The organism is Amycolatopsis sp. NPDC043889, from assembly GCF_056435645.1.
Map to the genome: position 1 here is coordinate 73,902 of NZ_JBWKEC010000022.1, position 22,296 is coordinate 96,197.

Below are 22,296 nucleotides of genomic sequence, written 5' to 3' on the forward strand. Positions count from 1 at the left end.
CGCGCCGGGTGGCCCTCACTGTTTTCAGAGCGGGAGCTGGTACTGGATGAAGCCCCGGTTCACCGCGACCTGGTCGTACAGGCGGCGCGCGGTGGCGTTGGATTCCTTGGTGTGCCAGTAAACCCTGTCGCAATCGCGGTCGCGCGCCCAGTCCGCGACGGCCTCGATCAACGCCCGCGCGGCCCCCTTGCCCCGGGCTTGCGGCGCCGTGAACAGATCTTGCAGGTAACAAACGTCGGTGAGCGCGGAAGTACTGGGGTGCACCAGGAAATGCGTGATCCCGACGAGCTCGCCGCCCAGGTGGGCACCGAGCGCGTGCATCCGCTCCCCGGTCCGGAATTCTCGCCAGGCCCGGTCGTAGACCTCTTGGGGCGCGACACGTTCGTAGAAGGCGATGTACGCGCGGAACAGGTGTTCCCAGGCTTCGCGGTCTTCGGATTTCAACGGCTCGATGGTGATCATGTGGTCCTCCCAGTGATCACCCGAGCCTAGGGTTTCGCCGCAGTCTCGCGTGTGGCCACTCACGCGGTAAAACGAGCTGCCACTCGCGCTGTGGAGTGGCCTGGCGAGAGGACGTTGCACTGTGGCTTTCGCAACAACCTCCCGCGAGCTCGCTGCCGGGCATCGCCTGCGGTCGCTCAGCTGACGGCTTGCTTCACCAGCGTGGCGATGCGCTGTTCCACCTCGGGGGTGACGCCGGTCAGCGCGAAGGCCGTCGCCCACATCGCGCCGTCGTCCAGCTGAGCGGCCTCGTTGAAACCGAGCGTCGCGTACCGCGTCTTGAACTTGGCCGCCGCCTGGAAGAAACAGACGATCTTGCCGTCCAGCGCGTAGGCGGGCTGGCCATACCAGAGTTTCGGCGCGAGCATCGGGGCGTTCGCCTTCACGACGGTGTGGACCAGCTCGGCCAGCGCCCGGTCCTCATCGGACATCTCGGCGATCTTCGCGACCACGTCCTGCTCCGCCGCCGCCGCTTTGTCGGCGGCCGAACCGCGGCGCGCCGCCTTCTTCATGTCCCGGGCGTGTTCCTTCATCGCGGTCTTCTCTTCGGCCGTGAATCCTTCGTACGTGGTGGTCATTGCGGCTTCTCCTTGGTAAGCGGCGAGCGGGGGCATCCGGTAGTGGCACATCAGGACTGGGCGGCGAGAGCCGAGGTCTCCCAGACGAACCCATCGAGATCGGTGAACGGGGCGGTACCGCAGATCGCGATGCGGTGCGAGCCGGTGCCCTCCGGGGACACGCCGGCGTCCTTGGCCAGGGCCTTGCGCTTGTACAGCGCCAGCTTCACGGGGCTCGAGCCGGATTCGAACTCGACGTACACGCGGCCGAAGCTCTTCCCCACGGTGAGGCCGTGCTCGACGTAGAACTTCTTGCTCGCGGCCACGTCGGCGACGCCCAGCAGCAACACGATGGCGTCGAATTCGCGGGCCGCCGGTCCGGTGTTCTTCTTCGCCGAGGTGGCGATCTTCCAGATCGCGCCGTCCGGGGCCCGCACGGTTCCGCCGTAACCCCACATCGACTTCGCGGCGGGCTTGATCACGATCGCCCCGGCGGCGACGGCGGCGTCGATGAGCGCGTCGGCGTTGGCGGGCTGGGAAACCGTGAGGGAGAGGGTGTAGCCGCGGAAGCCGGTGGACGGCTCCTGCGAAGCCCGCAGACGCAGCTCGGGGCCGAGCCCGAAGGCGGTGGTGTAGAAGCGTTCGGCGGCCTCGGTGTCGGCCACTTCGAGGGTGATGGCGTCGATGAAGTTCATGCCGGTAACGCTATTTCGCGGCGGGCTTCCGGTGCTTCTTGATTCCTGATCGGTCGTATCTGCGCTGTTCAGAGCCTTGGTTCGGGGAGCCGTCTCGGGCGTCCGGGTCCGTGAAGGCCTCCTTACCTACCCTCAAGGTAGTGAAGGAGGCCCTCACTACCTCCGTGGCCGGACCAGTGCCCCTTCATGTACTTCGCCTGAACGCACAACACCGGCCGGCGGGCAATCGGGCCCGCACGGCCGGTGAGCGGCTCAGATGACGGAGGTCAGTCGAGGGTGGCGTCGTCCAGCAGCGCCGACTCGGCGCCGAACTCGCGGAGTTCGTCGCGGATCACGGTGTAGGCCAGCCCCTGGGGATAGCCCTTGCGGGCGAGGAAGCCCAGCAGGCGGCGGATCGCCGTCTGCTCGTCGACGTTGCCCAAGGAGCGCATGCGCTTCCGTACCAGCTCTCGGGCGCGCTGCTCCTCTGCCTCTCGGTCCACCTCTTCGGCGGCCTGGACGGCGATATCCCCATCGATTCCTTTGCGTTTGAGTTCGGCTACGAGGGCGTTCCGTGCCAGGCCCATGTTGGCATGACGGGAACGTACCCACATCTCGGCGAACTCGGCGTCGTTGATGAGCCCTGCCTTGTCCAGCTTACCGAGCAGGGTCTCCGTCGTCTCCTCGTCGAAGCCCTTGCGCTTGAGGGCCTGACGCAGTTCCTCCGTGGAACGCGGGCGCGCGGCCAGGAGATCGAAGCAGATCTCCTTGGCCTTCTTCCTCCGCTCGTCCGGCGGCAGCTCCGCCGGATCCACTTTGGGCGCACGCATTCAGCCATCACTCCAGTCGAAACGATCGATCGGCGACTTCACCCCAGGCGGGGCTGAACGAACTCAGAAGTCGACCGGCGCGGGGGCGGCTTCGGCGTCGACAGCGGCACCGATGCCGAGCTTCTCCTTGATGCGCTTCTCGATCTCGTTGGCGATGTCCGGGTTGTCCAGCAGGAACTTCCGGGCGTTCTCCTTGCCCTGGCCCAGCTGGTCGCCCTCGTAGGTGTACCAGGCGCCGGACTTGCGCAGGATGCCCTGGTCGACGCCCATGTCGATCAACGAACCCTCGCGGGAGACGCCCTTGCCGTAAAGGATGTCGAACTCGGCCTGCTTGAAGGGCGGCGCGACCTTGTTCTTGACGACCTTGACGCGGGTGCGGTTGCCGACGGGCTCGCCGCCGTCCTTCAGCGTCTCGATACGGCGGACGTCCAGGCGGACCGACGCGTAGAACTTCAGCGCCTTACCACCGGTCGTGGTCTCCGGGGAGCCGAACATGACGCCGATCTTCTCGCGCAACTGGTTGATGAAGATCGCGGTGGTGCCGGAGTTGTTCATCGCACCGGTCATCTTCCGCAGCGCCTGGCTCATCAGCCGGGCCTGCAGGCCGACGTGGTTGTCGCCCATCTCGCCCTCGATCTCGGCGCGCGGCACGAGCGCGGCGACCGAGTCGATGACCAGGATGTCGAGCGCGCCGGAGCGGATCAGCATGTCCGCGATCTCGAGCGCCTGCTCACCGGTGTCCGGCTGGGAGACCAGCAGCGCGTCGGTGTCGACGCCGAGCTTCTTGGCGTACTCCGGGTCCAGCGCGTGCTCCGCGTCGATGAACGCGGCGATGCCGCCGTTCTTCTGCGCGTTGGCGACCGCGTGCAGCGCGACGGTGGTCTTACCGGAGGACTCCGGACCGTAGATCTCGATGACCCGGCCGCGGGGAAGGCCACCGATCCCGAGCGCGACGTCGAGTGCGATGGCGCCGGTGGGGATGACCTCGATCGGCGCGCGGCCCTCTTCGCCGAGGCGCATGACCGAGCCCTTGCCGTACTGCTTGTCGATCTGGGCGAGGGCCAGTTCGAGCGCCTTGTCCTTGTCGGGTGCTGCTGGTGCCATGGAGTCCACCTCGTTGGTTGAGCCGGGTAGGGCTTGTTCAGTTCTGAGCTGTCGGGTCCGACGCTACGGGCGACCACCGACAATTCCAGGCCTCGCGCCCAAGCTGTGGATCGCTGACCCCGTTGTGGACAACACCCTAGACGAACGTGTGTTCGAGGCCGCGACCGACACGCCGTCGCGCTGGGGTTCTTGTCCTTTCGCCGAGGTCAGCGCCGCTCAGGCGGGATCTCGAAGGCTTCGCAGACCGCCCGCCAGACGTCCTTGGCAGAGGTTCCCGCGTCGAGGGCCTGTTCGACGGTCCGGCCCGCGAGTTCGCCGAAGACGTGATCCCTGGCGAGGGTTTCCGCACGTCCGGGACCGAATTCGTCGGCCATCAGCCGCCGGAAGACCGTGATACGCATCAGGTGAAGTCTAGCCCCGCCTCGGGCGGAAACGCGTGAAGGCCCCCTTCCCTCAGCTGAGCCCAAGGGGAAGGGGGCCTTCACGCGCGAACAGCGGCTATTCGCCCGGCTGGACGCTCTTTTCGAAGTAGTCGGCGAGCTCGCCCGGCGTCGGGTTCTGGCCTTCGGCCGGGACCTGGTAGATGAAGCCGACCAGCGGCCGGTCGGTCACGGTGAACACCAGCACGGCGGCGTTCCGCCCGGCGGCCGAGGAGTACTGGCCTTCCAGGGCGTTGCCCGCCCACTTGGCCTCGGTGCGGTCCCCACCGGCCGATTTGAGCAGCCCGTCGGTGTAGGCCTTGAGCTTGTCCGCGGAGTCGCTCTGCAGGTAGGTCACCTGGGTCCCGGCACGGCCGGGGGCGGAGCAGGTCGACGTCACGCCGAGATCCTCCGCCGGTTTCGCCGGCCCGTTGCCCATCCCGGGTTTGCAGTCGCCGGTGTCGGCGATCTTCCCGGCGAGCTGGCGCAGGCAGCCGGTGAGGCCCTTGTCGTCGGCCGCGCCGGGCACCTTGCATTCGTCTGCCGTGTACGTCGTCACCGACGAGGACGTCAGGAAGTACGTGAGCCCGGCGGCGAGCAGCACGACGACGGCCACGATGGCGCCGATGACGAGCGGCTTCTTCTTGCGCGCGGGCGCCTTGTCACCGGAGGTCTGGCCGGCCAGCGAGTACGTCGGGAAATTCGTCGGCGCGGGCTGCTGCACCTGCTGCGGACCGCTGTTCGGGTAACCCGACTGGGGGAAACCGCCGGACTGGCCGGGGCCGCCGCCCGTATACCCCGGGATCGACGCGACCTGCTGCGGCGGCGGCGCGTACGGGCCCGAAGCACCGGGCCCGACCTGATGCTGGCCGGTTCCCGCGGCGACCTGCCCTTCGACGCCCTGCGTGCGCGAGCTGATGCCGTCGGAAGCGACGTGCTGGGCGCCGAGCGCGACCGCGGTCTCGGGCTGGTCCAGGCTGCCGGGGACGACGCCGAGCTTCTCCGCGATCAGGCTGCCGACCAGCGGGAGACGGCTCGAACCGCCGACGAGGTAGATACCGGCGAGCCGGTCCGGGGTCATCCCGGCCGAGCGGACCACCCGGGACATCAGCTCGACACTGCGCAGCATCGACGGCCGCACCAGCGCTTCGAGTTCCCCTCGCGTGACGAGGACGTCCTCGAACGGCTCCGGCATCGGGACCTCGGTCTGCGGGTGCCGCGAAAGGGCTTCCTTCGCCGCCTTCACGTCCTCCTGCAGCGCGCGCCGCGTACGACGGTCCGGAGTGGACTCGGGCCGCAGGACCCGCTGCCAGCGCTGGGGATCCTTGTGCGAGACCTCGCGGCCGACGTGCACCAGCAGCGCCTGGTCGACGTCGAGGCCACCGAGGTCGGGAAGGCCGTCTTCGGCGACGACGGTGAAGCCGCCGTTCGGGGTCGCGCCGACGATCGCGACGTCGAAGGTGCCGGCGCCGAGGTCGTACACGGCGAGCGCCTGACCGGGAGCGAGCGTCTTGCCGGGGAACGACGCGAAGTGCGCGGCCGCGGCGACCGGCTCGGGGACGAGCACCAGGTTGCCGCCCATCCCGGCGAGCCGGGCGGCGGACAGCAGCACGTTGCGGCGGGTCGGGCCCCACTGCGCGGGGTGGGTGAGCCGGACCTCGTCGGGCAGGTCCCCGCCGAGCTGGCGGGTGGTCTCGTCGAGGACGCGGCGCAGGATCGCGGCCAGCACCTCGCTGACCGGGATGACGTCGGTGCCCAGCAGGAGCGTCTGCTCGTCGATGCGGCGTTTGGGGTTGGGCTCGAAGCGGGTCGGGTCGAGGCGGGCGCGGCGCTCGGCGTCCCGGCCGACCATGATCGTGCCGTCCTCGGTGGCGAACACCGCGGACGGCATGTTGGCCGAACCGTCGACTTCGACCACGCGCGGGGGCCTCCCGTGCGCCGAAAGGACGGCCACGGTGTTGGACGTCCCGAGGTCCACCGACAGGATCCGCACAGCTCATACCCCTTCACAGACGAACGGCGACCGCCCCAGTACCGATCCGGCCGCGCTGGCGGTGATGCTCCCACGAGCGAGGTCACCGCACGTGCGGAACCCGCCGAACTCGTCCCCGACCGGGTGCCTCGTCACAGCCCTCGGAGCGAAACTGTCGGTGGTCCGGCGCAGTATGGAGGGCGTGGCACACGTACTCGACCTCTTCTCCCCCGCGACCAGGGACTGGTTCACCGGGGCCTTCGCCGCGCCCACCCGCGCGCAGGAGGGCGCGTGGCGTGCCGCGCACGCGGGGGAACACGCGCTGGTCGTGGCCCCCACGGGATCGGGCAAGACGTTGTCGGCCTTCCTCTGGGCGCTGGACAGGCTGTCGGTCGAGCCTCCGCCGTCCGAGCCGAGGAAACGCTGCCGCGTCCTCTACGTCTCTCCGCTGAAGGCCCTGGCGGTCGACGTCCAGCGCAACCTGCGGGCACCGCTGGCGGGTATCTCGCAGGCGTCGCGGCGGCTCGGGCTGCCGGTCCCGGACATCGGCGTCGGCATGCGGACGGGCGACACCACCGCCGCCGAGCGGCGCTCGTTCGGCAAGACCCCGCCGGACGTGCTGGTCACCACGCCGGAGTCGCTGTTCCTCATCCTCACCTCCTCCGCCCGCGATTCGCTGCGCGGCGTGGAGACGGTGATCATCGACGAGGTGCACGCGGTCGCGGGCGGCAAACGCGGCGCGCATCTGGCCCTGTCCCTGGAACGGCTCGACGCCCTCTTGGAGAAACCCGCCCAGCGGATCGGGCTGTCGGCGACGGTCCGGCCGATCGACGAGGTCGCCTCGTTCCTGGCGGGCGGCAGGCCGGTCACCGTCGTCCAGCCGAAGCTCGCGAAGACGATCGAGGTCCGCGTCGAAGTTCCGGTCGAGGACATGGCCGATCTCGACGGTCCTCAGGGGCCGAAGCAGAACGAAGACCTCGACGCCGGCCTCGCGCGTCTGCCCGGATCGCTGGAGGACATCGACGGTGCGCCGCGGCGGCCGTCGATCTGGCCCGCGGTGGAGGAACGCGTCCTCGAACTGATCCAGGCGCACCGGTCGACCATCGTGTTCGCCAACTCGCGGCGGCTCACCGAGCGGATGACCGCCCGGCTCAACGAACTCGTGGCGGAACAGAGCGAGCTGGAGCCGGATCAGCGGTATCCGGCCGAGGCGATCGGCCAGTCCGGGCTCACCACCGGCGCGGCACCGGTGATCGCGCGGGCGCACCACGGCTCGATGTCGCGTGAGCAGCGCACCCATGTGGAAGAGGAGCTCAAGTCCGGGCGGCTGGCGTGCGTCGTGGCGACGTCCTCCTTGGAACTGGGCATCGACATGGGCGCGGTCGATCTCGTCGTGCAGATCGAGGCGCCGCCGACGGTCGCTTCGGGACTGCAGCGGGTCGGCCGGGCCGGGCACCAGGTCGGCGCGGTGTCGAGCGGGGTGATGTTCCCGAAGTTCCGCGGCGACCTCGTCTCCTGCGCGGTGGTGGCGGAACGGATGGCGTCCGGGGCGATCGAGGCGGTGCGGTATCCGCGGAATCCGCTGGACGTGCTCGCGCAGCAGATCGTGGCGATGGTGGCGCTCGAATCGTGGACGGTCGACGAGCTGGCCGCCCTGGCCCGCCGCGCGGCGCCGTTCGCGTCCCTGCCGGACGACGCGTTGCTGGCCGTGCTCGACATGCTCGCCGGCCGGTACCCCAGTGAGGAGTTCGGCGAACTGCGCGCCCGGATCACCTGGGACCGGGTCACCGGCGAACTGCACGGCCGTCCGGGGTCGCAGCGGCTGGCGGTGACCTCGGGCGGCACGATCCCCGACCGCGGCCTGTTCACCGTGATGACGCCGGGTTCCGACGGCAAGCCCGGGTCGCGCGTGGGCGAGCTCGACGAGGAGATGGTCTACGAGTCCCGCGTCGGGGACACGATCCTGCTCGGCACCTCCTCCTGGCGGGTCACCGACATCACCCACGACCGCGTGATCGTGGTCCCCGCGCCGGGCGAGCCCGCCCGGATGCCGTTCTGGAAGGGCGACGCCCCCGGCCGCCCGCTGGAACTGGGGCGGGCGCTGGGCGCGTTCGTCCGCGAACTGTCCACTTCGGAGCCATCGGCGGCCAGGGAACGCGCGGCCGTCGCCGGGCTGGACGAGTACGCCTGCGACAACCTGCTGGCGTACCTGGAAGAGCAGAAGTCGGCCACGCGGCATGTGCCGAACGACAAAACCGTGCTGCTGGAACGGTTTCGCGACGAGCTGGGTGACTGGCGGGTCATCCTGCACTCGCCGTTCGGCGCGCAGGTCAACGCACCGTGGGCGCTCGCGATCGCGGCCCGGCTGCGGGAGAACCGCGGGGTCGACGCCCAGGTCGCGCATTCCGACGACGGCATCGTGCTGCGGCTGCCCGAGGCGCTGGACATGGACGGCGCCGAGGTCACCATCGGCGTCGAGGACGTGCTGCTCGATCCGGAAGAAGTCGAGCAGCTGATCGTCGCCGAGGTCGGTGGTTCCGCGCTGTTCGCCGCGCGGTTCCGGGAATGCGCGGCACGGTCGCTGCTGCTCCCCCGCCGGGATCCGCGCCGCCGCACCCCGCTGTGGCAGCAGCGGCAGCGCGCGTCCCAGCTGCTTTCGGTCGCGGCCAAGTACGAGCGGTTCCCCGTGGTACTGGAGGCGATGCGGGAAGTCCTGCAGGACGTGTACGACGTCGGCGGGCTGCGCGAGCTGATGACCGACGTCCGGTCCCGCAAGGTCAAGCTGGTCGAGGTCGAGACACCGTCGGCGTCCCCGTTCGCGCGCAGCCTGCTCTTCGGCTACGTCGGGATGTTCCTGTACGAGACCGACGCCCCGCTCGCGGAACGGCGCGCGGCGGCGCTGGCACTGGATTCGACGCTGCTGGCCGAACTGCTCGGCACCGAGGCGATCCGCGAACTGCTGGACGCCGAGGTCGTCGCCGAAGTCGAGCGCTCGTTGCAACGCCTCGATCCGGACAGGCACGCCCGCAACGCCGAAGACGCCGCGGATCTGTTGCGGTTCCTCGGCGATCTCTCGATCGAGGAGGCCGCCGCGCGCGGCATCCAGCGGGAATGGCTGGAGGAATTGGAGGCCGCGCGGCGGGTGATCCGGGTCCGTATCGGCGGCGGAGAACGCTTCATCGCCATCGAGGACGCCGGCCGCGTACGCGACGCGCTGGGCACCGCGCTTCCGGTCGGGGTGCCGGAGGCGTTCACCGAGCCGGTCGAGGATCCCGTCGGTGACCTGCTGTCGCGCTATTCGCGCAGCCGCGGCCCGTTCAGCGCCCGGCAGGCGGCCGAGCGGTTCGGCCTCGGGACTGCCGTGGTCACCGGCGTACTGGACAGGCTGACCGCGCAGGGCAGGCTGGTCCGCGGCGAGCTGAGCCCCGTCGGGCATCCGGAGACCCACGGCGTCGGGATGGAGTTCTGCGACGCGTCGGTGCTGCGCAGGCTCCGGCGGGCGTCGCTGGCCCGGCTGCGGGCCGAGGTGGAGCCGGTCGAACCGGCCGCACTGGGGCGGTTCCTGCCCTCGTGGCACGGCATCGGCGCACGAGTGCGGTCCGCGCCGACGGCGGACGACGTGCTGTCCGTGGTCGAGCAGCTGGCCGGTGCCCCGCTCCCGGCGAGCGCCGTCGAGTCGCTGATCCTGCCGAGCAGGCTGCCCGGCTACACCCCGTCGCTGCTGGACGAACTCACCACGGCGGGCGAGGTCACCTGGTGCGGCTGCGGATCCCTGTCCGGCGGGGACGGCTGGCTGGCGCTCGCCCCCACGGACGTCGCCGATCTGCTGTTGCCGGATCTCGACGACGATTTGCCCTCCGGCCCGCTCCACGAGGCCATTCTGTCCACATTGGAGGGTGGAGCGCAGTTCTTCCGTCAGCTCGTGGACCGGGTGTCGCCGATGGTCGAAACCCCGCCCGGCGACGGCGAAGTCGTGGCGGCGCTGTGGGATCTCGTGTGGGCCGGTCTGGTCACCGGGGACACGCTGGGCCCGCTGCGGGCGCAGGTCTCCGGTTCCGGCGCGGCGCACAAGCCACGGCGACAGGCTCCTCGCGGCCGGTACGCGCGGCTTCGGGCCGGGCGTCCGGCGATGCCTTCGCGCACCGGGCCGCCGACGGTGGCCGGCCGCTGGGCACTGGCCCCGGGACGCGAAGCCGATCCGACCAGGCGCGCGCTGGCGCGGACGGAGGCCTTCCTGGAACGGCACGGCGTCCTCACCCGCGGCGCCCTCGATACCGAGCGTGTGACGGGCGGTTTTTCAGGAATCTACAAGGTTTTACGCGGCATGGAGGATTCGGGGCAGGTCGTCCGGGGGTACGTGGTCGAAGGACTCGGCGCGGCGCAGTTCGCGGCGAAGGGCGCCGTCGACAGGCTGCGCGCGCAGTCGGGGAACCAGCGCACCACCACCGAAGGCGCCGTCGTCCTCGCCGCCGCCGACCCGGCCCAGCCCTACGGTGCCGCGTTGCCATGGCCTGCCGCGACAGGAGACACGAAGCACCGTCCGGCAAGGAAAGCGGGCGCGCTGGCAGTACTCGTGGACGGTGTCCCGGCGATGTACGTCGAACGCGGCGGCCGGTCGCTGCTGAGTTTCACCGAGGATCAGGACAGGTTGCGCTCGGCCGCGCGGGCGCTGTCCACGGCGGTGCGGGAAGGCTGGCTGGGGCAGCTCGCGGTGCAGAAGGCCGACGGCGAGGTGGCGCTCACTTCGGAGCTTTCGGCCGTCCTTCAGGAGGCGGGTTTCCGGGCGACTCCCAAAGGGTTGCGCCTGCGGGCCTAGAATCACCGCTCAGACCTGCGGAGAAGGACGTTCGACCATGGTGATGCGCGACCTGCGCTATTTCGGGGATCCCGTGCTCAAGACCGTATGCGACCCGGTCACGACATTCGACAAGAAGATCGAGTCGCTGGTGACCGATTTGATGGACGGGGTGAAACCGGCCGGGCGCGCGGGTCTCGCGGCGCCGCAGATCGGGGTCGGGCTGCGGGTGTTCAGCTACGACGTCGGCGGACTGAGCGGGTACGTGATCAACCCCGAGATCGTCGAGCTGTCCGAAGAAACACACGAGATCGGCGAGGGCTGCCTGTCCGTGCCGGAGCTGTGGTTCCCGGTCGTCCGCGCGAAGCACGCCGTGGTGCGCGGTGTCGACCTGCGTAACGAGCCGGTCGAGGTCGAAGGCGTCGACGTGCTCGCCCAGTGCCTGCAGCACGAGACCGATCACCTCGACGGCAAGCTCTACCTGGAACGGCTCACCCCGGAACGCAAGAAGCGCGCGTTGGGCGAGGCCCGCGGCAAAGACTGGTTCTGGAACCGCTGACCCACTCCCGCATTTCGTCCTCTGAATGCGGTGGTTGGTAACCCGAACTACCGCGTTCAGAGGACTAAACGCGCGGGTCGGGGAGCCGGAAGCGCAGGGTGCCGGGGTCGCCGGGGGCGCGTTCGGGCCGGAGCCCCACACGGGTGGCGGTGCGGTGGAGGGAGTCGTCGCCGGGCAGGCAGACGGCGGTGAGTTCGCGCTCCCCCTTGGCCACGGCCAGAGTGGCGAGCCGGGCGAGCAAAGCCGTGCCGATGCCTTGGCGCTGCCAGGAATCCTCGACCAGGAGCGAGACTTCGGCCGCGCCGCCCTCGGCAGCCGGGATCAGCTGGCCGAGACCGATCACGTCACGGCCGCAGACCGCGAGCAGGCTGATCCCGCGCGGCGGCATCAGGAGCCGGTGCAGCCAGCGACGCGGCACGGCGCGCATTCCGGTGTGATAGCGGTGGAAGAGCGTCGTCATCGAGCATCTCTGGTGCAGCGCGGACACCGCTTCCGCGTCACCGGGGACGCCCTTGCGCAGGACGATCGCGGCGCCGTCGGCCCGGTCGAGCACGATCGGACCGGTCACGTTGTCGCGGACGGCGGTGGTCAGGCCGACCAGCGCGACGGCGCGGCTCAGTTCCAGTTCGACGAACGGTGACCACCGGCGGCGCGCGACGAACGCGGCGCCGTCCCCTGCCGGGAACACCGCGCGGTGCCCGCCTTCCGTGCGGGCCGGGTTCGCCTCGATCGACGGGACCTTGGTGACGACGTCGGCCGCGAGGACGCCGCGGAGCACTTCCGCGAGGCCACCGGGCTCCTCGACGGCCCTCTTGGCCGCGGTGAGCGTCGCGGTGGCAGGGTCGACCAGTTCGGCCAGATCCGCGTCGATGACGGCGGAGCATTCGCATCCTTCGTCGCGGATCGCGTCGATGAGCAGTTGACGCGGCAGACCGGTGGCCGGCCGCAGGACGATCTCGTCGAGCACGCCGCCGGGGACCGGGAGCACCGACAGTCCGAGGATATTGCATTCGAGGTCGGCGAGCCGGATCGCGATCCTGGCCAGGGTGCCGGGCCGGTCGTCCACGCGGATCCGGACACGCCATGCCGACGCGGCCGCGGTCTCTTCGCCGGGATGGACCAGGGTGGGCCGGGCTCGATAGGTCTCCATGACTCCACGGTCCCGGCCGGTTGTTGCCTGCCCACGGCGCGAGTGTTTCGCTCAGGTCAGCGTTCGACGCCACCGCGCAACCCCGGCGAAACACTCAGCGGGGAGAAAGCACGCTGAACTCGTTGCCCTCCGGATCCACCATCGCATCGCCACGCTGCCCTGACGCGCCCAGCTCCCGCAGGCGCCGGACTTCGGCCGCCCGGCTCTTGCCTCGCCGTGGCGCGATCTCGAAGCGCAGCCTGTTCCTGTGCCGTTTCTCCTCCCGCGTGGCGAGGAACTCGATCCACGGGCCGCGGCCGTCCGGTGGCCGCAGGCCGACGATCGCCTCTTCCCGGACGCCGGCCTCCCAGCCCAGGGCGGCCGCCCAGAACCGCGCCAGCCGCTCCGGGTCGAGGGCGTCGGTGACGACCGAAGCGATCGCGCCGGCGCCCTCGTACTGCTCGCGCGGCTCGAGGACGCAGAACTCGTTGCCCTCGGGGTCCGCGAGCACCACCCACGGCACCCGTTTCTCCTCCGGCGGGCCCTGGCCGATGTCGATATGCCGTGCGCCGAGGGACAGCGCGCGGTCCACCAGCTCGGCCTGGTGCTCGGGCGAACGGCTCGCCAGATCCAGGTGCAGGCGGTTCTTGCCCCGTTTGGGGCCCGCCTCGGAGCGGAACGCCGGTTGGAACGGGGCGTCCCAGCTGAACAGCCCTTCCCAGAAACCCGCCAGATCTCTGGGAAGGGCCGAGTCGAAGACCAGGTTCACCAGCTGTGCTGCCACACCGGTGAACCTAGACGGCACCACCGACACTTCTGTGCGTCTCAGGTGAACCGGAGTTCGGTCGCTTCTCGGGCACATCTTCAGCTCCGCCGACTGGCGTGACCGGTTTGGCTTCCCCACCGACCGGTCATCGGGTCGCGAGCCGCAGAAGGGCCCAGAGTTGTCCCGCCATGTCCTGGTCTCCGCTGACCGTCACCGCCGTCGGGCCCGCCCGGCCCCAGAGCCAGCGGTAGATCTTGTCCGGCTTCCCGGTGATCAGGTCGTCCGCGCGCTGGGCCTCCTCGGCCGAGCACCGCCAGGCGACCGTTTCCGTGGGCCCCGCCCTGGCGATCCAGGTGTGGCCCGCGGTGCGCACGCCGACCGAGCCGGTCTTGGTGCCGGACAGTCCGAGCAACGGCAGCCGCTGGCCGAACCAGAGCACCAGCGCCTCGTCGATCCCGTCGAGTGCCACGTCTTCGGGGATCTCCGACACTTCCCGGCCTGCCGCGCTCTCCGCGTCGATCCGGTGGATCGTCGTCTCGTGCGCCATCCGCCGCCGCCAGAACCCGTAGCTGCGGTCCGCCGGCCACCAGGTCGGCGCCAGTTCGTCCGGGTCGTGGGCGGACAGTTCGGCGACGAGTTCGTCCCTGCCCTCGCGGAAGTACTCCTCCAGGTGCTGTCCCGGCCCCGGTTTGCGCTGCCAGTGCTCGGGACGCCGTCCGTCGGTGATCCAGCGGCGGGTGACCCGGTACACGCTGCCCACGTGCCTGAGGACCTCGCCGAGCGTCCAGCCAGGGCAGGTCGGGACCGGCGCGTCGGCGGACGCGGTGTGCGCCACCTGGGCCATCAACTCGGTTTCGGCGCCGATCACTTCCAGGAACCTGCCCTGGTCGATCATGGCCTGCCCGGCCATCGGGCACCCCCTCTCCGCGGTGACTCTGTCTCTAGGTGAACCCGCGTGTGAATCGGCACAGCGGGTTCACGCTCCGGCCGACAGGCTGCTCAGGCCACATGCGCCGAGTCACCCATCGGCAGCCCGTGCACCACCCGTCGCACCAATTCCAGGAACACCGTGGCGGCCCGGGTCAGCTCGTCCGCCAGCTCGACGGTGACCTTTCCGGTGATGCCCGCCTGCGCGGCGGCCCGCGTCGCCGAATTGGCCGCGAAGAACGCCGCCCATTCCTTCAGCTCGGGCGCGACGGAGTCGAGCAGTACCCAGCCGCTCGCCGGCCGGGCACGGCCCCGGTGCGGACGGCCGCGGGCCTCCAGTACCGCTGCCGCGCCCCGCAGCGCGGCGAGATACGCCCCGATGAACCGCTCCGCGGGATCGCTCTCCCGCTCTGCTTCGGCGAGCCCCCGCCTCGCCTGTGCGTACAAGGAGACCGCCGCGGGTGGTGCCGGCGGGCGCAACGACATCGGCAGGGCGGGCTGCGCGGTGCCCCCCGGCCTCTCGGCTTCGTCGGGGGACACGACCGAAACGGACATGACGACCCTCCTCCTGTACGTGAGCGCCTGCCGGTGCCCGGCGCCGAGGCGCTTCCCCCGCCCCCGCGCCGGGCACCTACCGGTGCGCGCTCACCGAATGTCGAACGTCTGTTCGAACAACTCCAATGTAACCCCGAAGTGCCCCATTCCTCAACCCCGTACCGGGGTGATCGCCGCATGTGGTGCGGGACACGGCATCGGCCACGTGATCTCATAGGCGTATGAGCACCATCGACCGGTCCGGTCATCCCTCGGTGGCCAAGGTCGCGGCCGCGCTCGCCGAGGCGGGCCAGCACGCCGCCGCCGACGGGATCCGCATCCTCCCCGCCGAAGTCCGTACGGCCACGCAGGCCGCCGAAGCGCTCGGTGTCGAGGTCGGCGCGATCGCGAACAGTCTCGTCTTCCGAAGCCGCACCGGCGACACCGAAACGGCCCTGCTCGTCCTGACGTCGGGCGCGCACCGCGCCGACACCGGGCTGCTGGCCTCGCTGACCGGAGCCGACGAGATCGGCAAGGCGGACGCGGAGTTCGTCCGCGCGCACACCGGGCAGCCGATCGGCGGCGTCGCCCCGGTCGGTCACCCGAAGGCGTTGACCACCCTCGTCGACACCGCGTTACGTGCCCACGAAGTCGTCTGGGCCGCCGCCGGGCATCCGAAGTCGGTGTACCCCACGACGTTCGACGGCCTCGTCGCGCTGACCGGGGGCACTCCCGCGGACGTCGCGGGCGACGGGCAGGATGGGCGCCCGTGACCGCGATGTCCTCGGAATGCACCCGTTACGTCCAGCTGTCCGCGGACGAGTTCCGCGCCCGGCTCCCCGAGGCGCTGACCATCTACGTCAACGCCATGCGCTACCCCGAAGGCACGGCGGAGCAACGCGCGCCGATGTGGCTCACGCACGCGCTGCGCGAAGGCTGGCGCTGCATGGCCGCGCTCGACGCGGACGGCGTCCTGCTCGGGCTCGCCTACGGCTACAAGGGCCGCGGCGGCCAGTGGTGGCACGAGCAGGTCCGCCACGGCCTGACCCGGCGTGAGGGCCAGGCCGCCGCCGAGCACTGGATGTCCGACTACTTCGAGCTCACCGAGATCCACGTCAGCCCCGAAAGCCAGGGGAAGCGGATCGGCGAGGACCTCCTGCGACGGCTGCTCGACGGCGTGCCCAGCGCCCACGTCCTCCTTTCCACGCCGGAAGGCACCAGCCGGGCCTGGAACCTGTACCGGCGGGTCGGCTTCGTCGACGTGCTGCGGGACTACCACTTCGCCGGGGATCCGCGGCCGTTCGCGATCCTCGGCCGGACGCTGCCGCTCTAGGGTTTCGAGTAGGCGACCGTGAGCGCGGCGATGAGCACCACCGCGCCGCACCAGCCCACGGCGCCGAGCCGTTCCCCGAGCACGGCCATGGACAGCAGCGCGGCGGTCAACGGTTCGAGCAGGGCGGACAACGCGGCCAGTACGGGATGCGCGCTTTCGAGACCGCGGAAGTACGCGGCGTACGCCAGCGCCGTCGGCACGACGCCGAAGTAGACGACGAGCGCGAGCACGTCGGCCTGAACCGGCACCGCCATCCCGAACCACAGCGCGGCCGGGGCAAGCGCGGCGCCGCCGATCAGGCAGCCGAAAGCCGTGGTGGGCAAGGGATCGAGGCCTTCGACGCGGGTCGCGGTCACCAGCGTCAGCACGGCGAACCCAGCCGCTGCGAGCAGGGCGAACAGCACTCCGGCGACGTCGACCTCTTGTCCGGGCGTCCACTGCAGCAGCGCGAGCCCGACGAGGGACCCGGCCACGGACACCGCCGTCCACGCTCCGGGCAGGCGGCGGGTCTTGACGGCCGTCGCGACGGCGAGCAGGACGGGCGCGCTGCCGATGGTGGTCATCGTCGCGACGCTCACGGAACTCAGCGAGACCGCGGCGAAGTAGCTGGTCTGGAAGAGGGCGAACAGGCCGCCGACGGCGAGCAGACGGCGGCGGACCTCAGGAGTGCGGGGGAAACCGCGGAGGCTCCCGGTGAGACAGAGATAGCCGGTGGCGATCACGCCGCCGATGAGCAGCCGGTACGCGGCGACACTCAGTGGATGGAGGCCCGCCCGGGAGGCGAGCAGGGATCCGGCGAGACCGCCGGTCCCCCAGAGGACTCCGGCGAGGACGAGCGCGGCCGACGATCGGGCGCGCGTGGGTACGGCAACGGACATGGGGAAACGCTCCTGCGTCTGTGTCTGTCGGAAAGGACGTCGACGACGCGGGGTGCTTCAGTGCAGCACGGATCGGCCGGGCGGCTGGAACGCCGCGCGGCCGGAGACACCCCGCTCAGGAAGCGGGGGGTGGGGTGACGAGAAAGATCCGGTGCACGGACGGAACCTACCAAGGCCTTGGCACCGGACGCACGTGAATTCCGGCATGCGGAGGCGTCCTCCGGATGCAATGAACGGTCCTTTCCTTGCGAATTTCGCAAGGAAAGGACCGTTCCTAGCACGTCCAAAGGGGAGCGGCGGGCTCAGTCCTGCGCGGCCAGCATCTCCCGCAGGGTGTCCAGCCCCATCCCGCCGAGCGCCAGCGCCCGCGTGTGGAACTGCTTGATGTCGAACGCGTCGCCCTGCCGCGCGCGGGCCTCGTCGCGGGCGGTGAGCCAGAGCCGTTCGCCGAGCTTGTACGACGGCGCCTGCCCCGGCCAGCCCAGGTAGCGATCGATCTCGTCGTGCACGTGGGCCGGGTCGGTGACGGTCCGGGTGAGCATGAACTCCAGGCCCAGTTCGGGCGTCCACCGCTCGCCCTCGTGGAAGCCGGTACCCGCCGGGATCTCCAGCTCCAGGTGCATGCCGATGTCGACGATCACCCGCGCGGCACGGAACAGCTGCTCGGACAGCATGCCGAACAGTTCGCCGTCGTCGGAGAGGAACCCGAGGTCCTCCATCAGCCGCTCGGAGTACAGCGCCCAGCCCTCGGCGTGCCCGGAGGTGAACGCCAGCAGCCGCTGGTACTTGTTGAGCGACTCCGACTGGTCGACCGCGGTCGCGATCTGCAGGTGATGACCCGGCGCGCCCTCGTGGTAGACGGTGCTGACCTCGCGCCAGGTGGTGAACTCGTCCCGGCCCTGCGGCAGCGACCACCACATGCGGCCGGGGCGGGAGAAGTCCTCGCTCGGGCCGGTGTAGTACGCGCCGACGGTGCCACCGGGCGGGGCGATCTTGCACTCCAGCGCCATCACCCGGTCGGAGATGTCGAAGTGCTTGCCGCGCAACGACTTCAGCGCGTTGTCGGACAGGTTCTGCATCCAGGCCTGGAATTCCGCCCGGCCGCGCACGACGTACTTGGGGTCGGCGTCGAGGACGGCGGCCGCCTCGGCGAGGGTGGCGCCGGGTTTGACCCGGCCGGCGACCTCGCGCATCTCCGTCTCGATACGGGTGAACTCGGCCCAGCCCCAGGCGTAGGCCTCGTCCAGGTCGAAGGTGGCTCCGGTGAACAACCGGGACCACAGCCGGTAGACCTCGGCGCCGACGGCGTCCTTGACCGGCGCCAGCGGGGCGAGTTCGGCGCGGAGGAAACCGGCGAACTCCGCGTACGCCTCCTGCGCGGCGTGAGCGGCCTGACCGAGTTCGGTGCGGAGCTTCTCGTCGACGTCCTTCGCGCCCGAGACGAGAGTTTCGAAGAAACCGGCCTCGTCCTTCAGACCGGCCCAGGTTTCGGCCTGTTCGGCGACCTTGCCGACCTGCCGCAACGCCGACACCCGGCCGGCGTCCGCGGCCGCGAGCAGCGAGGCGCGGAGACCGTCGAGCGCTTCGGGCACCCTCGCCATCCGGGCGGCGATCGTCGCCCAGTCCTCCGCGGTGTCGGTGGGCATGAAGTCGAAGACCATGCGCAGTTCCTGCACGGGGCTTTCGATCACGTTCAGCGCCGCGATGTCGAGACCCGCCTCGTGGATCTCCAGGTGCAACCCGATCCGCTCGGTGAACACCGCCTTGGCCGCGCGCTCGCCGTCGTCGGCGGGTTCGGCCGCTTCGATGTCGGCCAGCGCACGGGCGGCGATGGCGGCCCGCGCCGCGTGCCCGGCGGGCGAGTAGTCGGTCAGCTGGTCGTCGTATCCGGAGATGCCGAACGTCGTCGCGGCGACCGGGTCGGCCGCGGCGTAGTCGTCGACGTACCGGTCACAGATCTGGTGCACACTTCGCGCGGTTGAAGCCATGACCGGCACGCTACCGGGATGGCGGGCGACTTCGGTACGGAGTTACGCGCGGGCCGGGACCAGCCCGAGCCTGCTGACCACCTCACGCGTGGCCTTGGACCGGTTGAACGTGTAGAAGTGCAGGTCGGGGACGCCTTCGGCGATGAGCCGCTCGCCCAGTTCGGTCACCGCGTCGATCCCTTCGGCGCGGAAGGCCTTGGGGTCGCCGGCCAGCGGTTCGAGCCGGTCCAGCAGCCGCCGCGGCGCCGGCGCGCCGGACAGCTTGATGGACGTGTGCAGTGTCCGCGGCGTGGTCAGCGGCATGATGCCGGGGATGACCAGCGCCTCGCAGCCCGTGGCCGCCACCCGGTCGCGCAGGCGGAGGAAGTCCTCCGGCTCGAAGAACAGCTGCGCGATCGCGAAATCCGCGCCGGCGCGGAGCTTGCGCACGAGGTACTCGGTGTCGGCTTCGAGGTTCGCCGACCTGGGGTGGCCGTACGGAAAGGCCGATACGCCGACGCAGAAGTCGCCGAGCGAACGCACCAGCTCGACGAGTTCCTCGGCGTAGTTGAGCCCCTCCGGATGCGGGACCCAGTCGCCGTAGACGTCGCCCGGCGGGTCGCCCCGCAGCGCGAGGATGTTCCGCACGCCGACGGCGGCGTACCAGCCGATGACGTTGCGCAGTTCCGCGACCGAGTGGTTCACGGCGGTGAGGTGCGCCATCGGCACCAGCGTGGTTTCGGTGGCGACGCGGGCGATGCTGCGGATCGTGCCGTCCCGGCTGGAGCCGCCGGCGCCGTAGGTGATCGACATGTACGCCGGGTCCAGCGGCTCGAGTTCCCGGATCGATTTCCACAGCACGGCCTCGTCTGCCGCGTCGCGGGGCGGGAAGAACTCGATGGAGAACACGGGTCCATCACCCTGCAACCGCTCGACCACCGAAGTCATTCCGCCATTTTAGGGGGGAATGTCCGCTGGCTGGGAGCCCCCTCTCAGGCTATGGGCGTGCGACTTCAGCCACGTACGAGCGGTTGCCGAGTGGAGCCGGGCTGGGGAGACTCGGTGACGAGCACAGGGAGCCGCCATGAGCGCCGAAACCGACACAAGCTGGGATGAGGACGTCCGCGTCACGGTCTACCGCGCGTTCGCCGAGCACGGGAGGCCGCCGACGGCCCCCGAACTGGCCGACGCCGCCCACGGATCACTCGCGGTGGCGAAACAGGCACTGCACCGGCTCGCGGAGCGACGGCATCTCGTGCTCGACGAATGCGAACACGTCGTGCTGGCGCATCCGTTCGCGGCGATTCCGCTGGGATTCTCCGTGATGGGCGCGCACACGCTGTGGTGGGGCGGCTGCGCGTGGGACGCGTTCGCGATCCCCCATCTGGTCAAGGCCGAACCCGAGGTGCTGGTGTCCACGCGCTGCCGCGGCTGCGGCGAGCCGCACGCCCTGCTGGTGAACGACCGCACTCCGCCGAAGGGCAGGCTGGTCGCGCACTTCCTGGTGCCGGTGGCGCGGATGTGGGACGACGTCGTGCACACCTGCGACAACCAGCGCCTGTTCTGCGGTGAGTCCTGTGTGGACGGATGGCTGGCGGAAACGGGGCAGGACAAGGGATACGTCATGGATCTGGCGACGCTGTGGCGGCTCGCGGCGGGGTGGTACGAGGGCAGGCTGGAGCACGGGTACACCCGCCGGGATCCGGCCGCCGCGGCCGCGTACTTCGCCCAGGCCGGGTTGAGCGGCCCGTTCTGGAGCTAGACCAGGAAGCGCAGAACGGCGGTGACGACGACCCCGCAGAGGATCGCGGCGAGCACCGGCACGCGCAGCGCGTAGGTCACCGCGATCGCGGCAAGGCCGGCGCAGAGGGTCCAGTCGAGCCCGGACCAGGCCGGACCGGCCACGTCCGTGAGCACGAGACCGGCCAGCAACGCGGGCGCGAGCAGCGCGATCACGCTCGCGAGCCGCGGCGGCAGCGTCCGGTCGCCGAGCAGGACCGGGCCCGCCGCCTTGAACCCGATGCTGACCAGCGCGACGAGGACGATGGCGAGCCAGAGCGTCATCGCCGCGCCCCCAGTCCGAGCAGCGCGGCGGCGGAGGCGCCGATCAGCGCGAGCCCGACCGGGACGAACAGCACCAGGACCCCGGCCAGGCAGGCGGCGAGCGCCGCGGTGAGGACAGCCTGCCGTGAACGGCGCAGTTCGTCGACGAGCAGGACCAGGAAGAAGCCGGGGAACACGACGTCGAGCCCGAACCGCGAGACGACGTCCGGTGGTGGCGCGGCCAGAACGCCCAGCACCGTCCCCAGCACCCATGCGGGCAGTTGGACGACCGTGCAACCGATGAGCTTTTCGCGATCGAAGCGCCCTTCGCCAAGGTGGGCGGCCACCCACGAACCGTCGACGACGGCCTGGCCCTCCCACGCGCGACGCAGGCGTCCACCGCGCAGATCCGAGGCGACGGCGGCGCCCATCGGCAGGAACCGGGCGTTGATCAGGGCCGCCGCGCCGACCGCGACGGCGAGGTTCCCGCCGCCCGCGAGCGCGGTGGCCATCGCGAACTGGGCCGAGCCGGAGAACACGAGGATCGACGCGACGATCGGGGCCGCGATCCCCCAGCCCAGCGTTTGGCTGTACGCGCCGAAGGTGACACCGAGAACGAAGGTCGCGACACCCAGCCCGAGCCCGATGCGGGCGCCGGCCAGATAGTTCCGCCGGAGCGTCGTCATGACCTCGACACTAACAAGCTAAACTGCTTTTGACCATTAGGAGAACCATGGACGGCCACTGGAACGGATACGACAGCATCGGCGGAAGCGTGCCGTTGGACCTGGTCAACACCGTTTCCTGGCGGCGCGATCCGGCCCGGCGGGAAGACCGGCTTTCGGCCCCGGAACGGCTGTCCGAGTGGGTGGTCCTGGTCGGCGCCCGCACCGAACGGCTGGAGATCTCCGAAGCCGTCTTGGAGGCGGTGAAGGCCTTCCGCGAGACGCTCTACCGCGTCCTCGTCTCGGCTCCGCCGGACCCCACGGCACTGCGAAAGCCCCTGCTCGCGGCGTATCGGCACGCCGAGCTCGCGCCGTCCCTGCCGTTGCGGTGGACGGTGCCGCTGACGGGCGACGCCGCCTTGCCGCACTTCCTCGCGCTGGAGGCCGAGGAACTGCTTCGATCCACGAAGATGGAACGGATCCGCGAATGCGAGGGGCCGGGCTGCGGCTGGGTCTTCACCGACCACACGCGCAACCGGTCACGGCGCTGGTGCAGTTCGTCGGACTGCGGCAACCGGGCGCGGGCGAAGCGGCACTACGACAAGACCCGCGTTTAGTCCTCTGAATGCGGTCCTTGCGCGTG

22 protein-coding genes are annotated in these 22,296 nt (G+C 70.5%); 6 read left to right on the forward strand and 16 right to left on the reverse strand.

All coding sequences use genetic code 11. The annotated features are described in order from the left end of the window. Positions 1-24: 24 nt before the first annotated feature. From AC0685_RS31065 to AC0685_RS31095, 7 genes are all read right to left on the reverse strand, one after another. The gene (locus tag AC0685_RS31065; protein ID WP_478228741.1) at positions 25-462 is read right to left on the reverse strand and encodes an N-acetyltransferase family protein; all 438 of its coding nucleotides are present in this window, start codon (positions 460-462) and stop codon (positions 25-27) included. 176 nt (positions 463-638) lie between these two features. Continuing rightward, positions 639-1,079: an iron chaperone gene (locus AC0685_RS31070; protein ID WP_478228742.1), complete on the reverse strand. Its 441-nt coding sequence runs from the start codon at positions 1,077-1,079 to the stop codon at positions 639-641. A 50-nt stretch (positions 1,080-1,129) separates the two neighbouring features. Then, positions 1,130-1,753: a VOC family protein gene (locus AC0685_RS31075; RefSeq protein ID WP_478228743.1), complete on the reverse strand. Its 624-nt coding sequence runs from the start codon at positions 1,751-1,753 to the stop codon at positions 1,130-1,132. Positions 1,754-2,019: 266 nt separating this feature from the next. Beyond that, positions 2,020-2,547: a regulatory protein RecX gene (locus AC0685_RS31080; protein WP_340688761.1), complete on the reverse strand. Its 528-nt coding sequence runs from the start codon at positions 2,545-2,547 to the stop codon at positions 2,020-2,022. Positions 2,548-2,625: 78 nt separating this feature from the next. Continuing rightward, positions 2,626-3,666: a recombinase RecA gene (gene recA, locus AC0685_RS31085; protein ID WP_005164741.1), complete on the reverse strand. Its 1,041-nt coding sequence runs from the start codon at positions 3,664-3,666 to the stop codon at positions 2,626-2,628. Positions 3,667-3,872: 206 nt separating this feature from the next. Next, positions 3,873-4,067: a DUF3046 domain-containing protein gene (locus AC0685_RS31090; protein ID WP_478228744.1), complete on the reverse strand. Its 195-nt coding sequence runs from the start codon at positions 4,065-4,067 to the stop codon at positions 3,873-3,875. A gap of 97 nt (positions 4,068-4,164) precedes the next feature. Beyond that, a complete protein-coding gene (locus tag AC0685_RS31095; RefSeq protein WP_340683902.1) occupies positions 4,165-6,078 on the reverse strand; it encodes an Hsp70 family protein in 1,914 nt (637 codons plus the stop codon). A gap of 172 nt (positions 6,079-6,250) precedes the next feature. Between AC0685_RS31095 and AC0685_RS31100 the strand changes: the two genes are divergently transcribed. Both AC0685_RS31100 and def read left to right on the forward strand, forming a co-directional pair. Continuing rightward, positions 6,251-10,873 carry an ATP-dependent helicase gene (locus AC0685_RS31100; protein ID WP_478228780.1) on the forward strand — a complete coding sequence of 1,541 codons (4,623 nt, stop codon included), beginning with the start codon at positions 6,251-6,253 and terminating at the stop codon, positions 10,871-10,873. Positions 10,874-10,910: 37 nt separating this feature from the next. Then, positions 10,911-11,411 (forward strand): peptide deformylase, encoded by a 501-nt coding sequence (gene def, locus AC0685_RS31105; RefSeq protein WP_037343240.1) that lies wholly within the window; start codon positions 10,911-10,913, stop codon positions 11,409-11,411. Between the two features lie 64 nt (positions 11,412-11,475). Here the strand turns inward: def and AC0685_RS31110 are convergent, their stop codons facing one another. The 4 genes from AC0685_RS31110 to AC0685_RS31125 form a co-directional block, all read right to left on the reverse strand. Further along, positions 11,476-12,561 carry a GNAT family N-acetyltransferase gene (locus AC0685_RS31110; RefSeq protein WP_478228745.1) on the reverse strand — a complete coding sequence of 362 codons (1,086 nt, stop codon included), beginning with the start codon at positions 12,559-12,561 and terminating at the stop codon, positions 11,476-11,478. Between the two features lie 94 nt (positions 12,562-12,655). Then, a complete protein-coding gene (locus tag AC0685_RS31115) occupies positions 12,656-13,324 on the reverse strand; it encodes a VOC family protein (RefSeq protein WP_478228746.1) in 669 nt (222 codons plus the stop codon). 127 nt (positions 13,325-13,451) lie between these two features. Beyond that, the gene (locus tag AC0685_RS31120) at positions 13,452-14,216 is read right to left on the reverse strand and encodes a maleylpyruvate isomerase family mycothiol-dependent enzyme (protein WP_340683905.1); all 765 of its coding nucleotides are present in this window, start codon (positions 14,214-14,216) and stop codon (positions 13,452-13,454) included. Positions 14,217-14,305: 89 nt separating this feature from the next. Next, the gene (locus tag AC0685_RS31125; protein ID WP_340683906.1) at positions 14,306-14,788 is read right to left on the reverse strand and encodes an SAV_6107 family HEPN domain-containing protein; all 483 of its coding nucleotides are present in this window, start codon (positions 14,786-14,788) and stop codon (positions 14,306-14,308) included. 221 nt (positions 14,789-15,009) lie between these two features. Here AC0685_RS31125 and AC0685_RS31130 point away from each other — a divergent pair, with 221 nt between their 5' ends. Continuing rightward, positions 15,010-15,540, forward strand: a complete 531-nt coding sequence (locus AC0685_RS31130) for a YbaK/EbsC family protein (RefSeq protein ID WP_478228747.1) — start codon at positions 15,010-15,012, stop codon at positions 15,538-15,540. Continuing rightward, positions 15,537-16,100: a GNAT family N-acetyltransferase gene (locus AC0685_RS31135; protein WP_016332697.1), complete on the forward strand. Its 564-nt coding sequence runs from the start codon at positions 15,537-15,539 to the stop codon at positions 16,098-16,100. Before AC0685_RS31130 ends, AC0685_RS31135 begins: the two co-directional genes overlap by 4 nt. Here the strand turns inward: AC0685_RS31135 and AC0685_RS31140 are convergent. From AC0685_RS31140 to AC0685_RS31150, 3 genes are all read right to left on the reverse strand, one after another. Continuing rightward, positions 16,097-16,978 carry a DMT family transporter gene (locus tag AC0685_RS31140; protein WP_478228748.1) on the reverse strand — a complete coding sequence of 294 codons (882 nt, stop codon included), beginning with the start codon at positions 16,976-16,978 and terminating at the stop codon, positions 16,097-16,099. The genes AC0685_RS31135 and AC0685_RS31140 overlap by 4 nt on opposite strands. A gap of 302 nt (positions 16,979-17,280) precedes the next feature. After that, positions 17,281-18,966 (reverse strand): DUF885 domain-containing protein, encoded by a 1,686-nt coding sequence (locus AC0685_RS31145; protein WP_478228749.1) that lies wholly within the window; start codon positions 18,964-18,966, stop codon positions 17,281-17,283. Positions 18,967-19,008: 42 nt separating this feature from the next. Next, positions 19,009-19,893, reverse strand: coding sequence for a methylenetetrahydrofolate reductase (locus AC0685_RS31150; protein ID WP_410647071.1), 885 nt, complete (start codon positions 19,891-19,893; stop codon positions 19,009-19,011). 136 nt (positions 19,894-20,029) lie between these two features. Here AC0685_RS31150 and merB point away from each other — a divergent pair, with 136 nt between their 5' ends. Beyond that, a complete protein-coding gene (gene merB / locus AC0685_RS31155) occupies positions 20,030-20,707 on the forward strand; it encodes an organomercurial lyase (RefSeq protein ID WP_478228750.1) in 678 nt (225 codons plus the stop codon). Here merB and AC0685_RS31160 read toward each other — a convergent pair. Both AC0685_RS31160 and AC0685_RS31165 read right to left on the reverse strand, forming a co-directional pair. Continuing rightward, a complete protein-coding gene (locus tag AC0685_RS31160; protein ID WP_478228751.1) occupies positions 20,704-21,009 on the reverse strand; it encodes an AzlD domain-containing protein in 306 nt (101 codons plus the stop codon). The genes merB and AC0685_RS31160 overlap by 4 nt on opposite strands. After that, positions 21,006-21,674 (reverse strand): AzlC family ABC transporter permease, encoded by a 669-nt coding sequence (locus tag AC0685_RS31165; RefSeq protein WP_478228752.1) that lies wholly within the window; start codon positions 21,672-21,674, stop codon positions 21,006-21,008. The genes AC0685_RS31160 and AC0685_RS31165 overlap by 4 nt, the downstream gene beginning before the upstream one ends. A gap of 47 nt (positions 21,675-21,721) precedes the next feature. Here AC0685_RS31165 and AC0685_RS31170 point away from each other — a divergent pair, with 47 nt between their 5' ends. After that, positions 21,722-22,270, forward strand: coding sequence for a CGNR zinc finger domain-containing protein (locus AC0685_RS31170; RefSeq protein ID WP_478228753.1), 549 nt, complete (start codon positions 21,722-21,724; stop codon positions 22,268-22,270). Positions 22,271-22,296 lie beyond the last annotated feature (26 nt).

Excerpts from the sequence above, each read along its gene's own strand:
- AC0685_RS31065 (WP_478228741.1), bottom strand. The coding sequence starts at position 462 with ATGATCACCATCGAGCCGTTGAAATCCGAAGACCGCGAAGCCTGGGAA.
- AC0685_RS31070 (WP_478228742.1), bottom strand. The coding sequence starts at position 1,079 with ATGACCACCACGTACGAAGGATTCACGGCCGAAGAGAAGACCGCGATG.
- AC0685_RS31075 (WP_478228743.1), bottom strand. The coding sequence starts at position 1,753 with ATGAACTTCATCGACGCCATCACCCTCGAAGTGGCCGACACCGAGGCC.
- recA (WP_005164741.1), bottom strand. The coding sequence starts at position 3,666 with ATGGCACCAGCAGCACCCGACAAGGACAAGGCGCTCGAACTGGCCCTC.
- AC0685_RS31090 (WP_478228744.1), bottom strand. The coding sequence starts at position 4,067 with ATGCGTATCACGGTCTTCCGGCGGCTGATGGCCGACGAATTCGGTCCC.
- AC0685_RS31100 (WP_478228780.1), top strand. The coding sequence starts at position 6,251 with ATGGAGGGCGTGGCACACGTACTCGACCTCTTCTCCCCCGCGACCAGG.
- def (WP_037343240.1), top strand. The coding sequence starts at position 10,911 with ATGGTGATGCGCGACCTGCGCTATTTCGGGGATCCCGTGCTCAAGACC.
- AC0685_RS31110 (WP_478228745.1), bottom strand. The coding sequence starts at position 12,561 with ATGGAGACCTATCGAGCCCGGCCCACCCTGGTCCATCCCGGCGAAGAG.
- AC0685_RS31120 (WP_340683905.1), bottom strand. The coding sequence starts at position 14,216 with ATGGCCGGGCAGGCCATGATCGACCAGGGCAGGTTCCTGGAAGTGATC.
- AC0685_RS31125 (WP_340683906.1), bottom strand. The coding sequence starts at position 14,788 with ATGTCCGTTTCGGTCGTGTCCCCCGACGAAGCCGAGAGGCCGGGGGGC.
- AC0685_RS31130 (WP_478228747.1), top strand. The coding sequence starts at position 15,010 with ATGAGCACCATCGACCGGTCCGGTCATCCCTCGGTGGCCAAGGTCGCG.
- AC0685_RS31140 (WP_478228748.1), bottom strand. The coding sequence starts at position 16,978 with ATGTCCGTTGCCGTACCCACGCGCGCCCGATCGTCGGCCGCGCTCGTC.
- AC0685_RS31145 (WP_478228749.1), bottom strand. The coding sequence starts at position 18,966 with ATGGCTTCAACCGCGCGAAGTGTGCACCAGATCTGTGACCGGTACGTC.
- AC0685_RS31150 (WP_410647071.1), bottom strand. The coding sequence starts at position 19,893 with ATGACTTCGGTGGTCGAGCGGTTGCAGGGTGATGGACCCGTGTTCTCC.
- merB (WP_478228750.1), top strand. The coding sequence starts at position 20,030 with ATGAGCGCCGAAACCGACACAAGCTGGGATGAGGACGTCCGCGTCACG.
- AC0685_RS31160 (WP_478228751.1), bottom strand. The coding sequence starts at position 21,009 with ATGACGCTCTGGCTCGCCATCGTCCTCGTCGCGCTGGTCAGCATCGGG.
- AC0685_RS31165 (WP_478228752.1), bottom strand. The coding sequence starts at position 21,674 with ATGACGACGCTCCGGCGGAACTATCTGGCCGGCGCCCGCATCGGGCTC.
- AC0685_RS31170 (WP_478228753.1), top strand. The coding sequence starts at position 21,722 with ATGGACGGCCACTGGAACGGATACGACAGCATCGGCGGAAGCGTGCCG.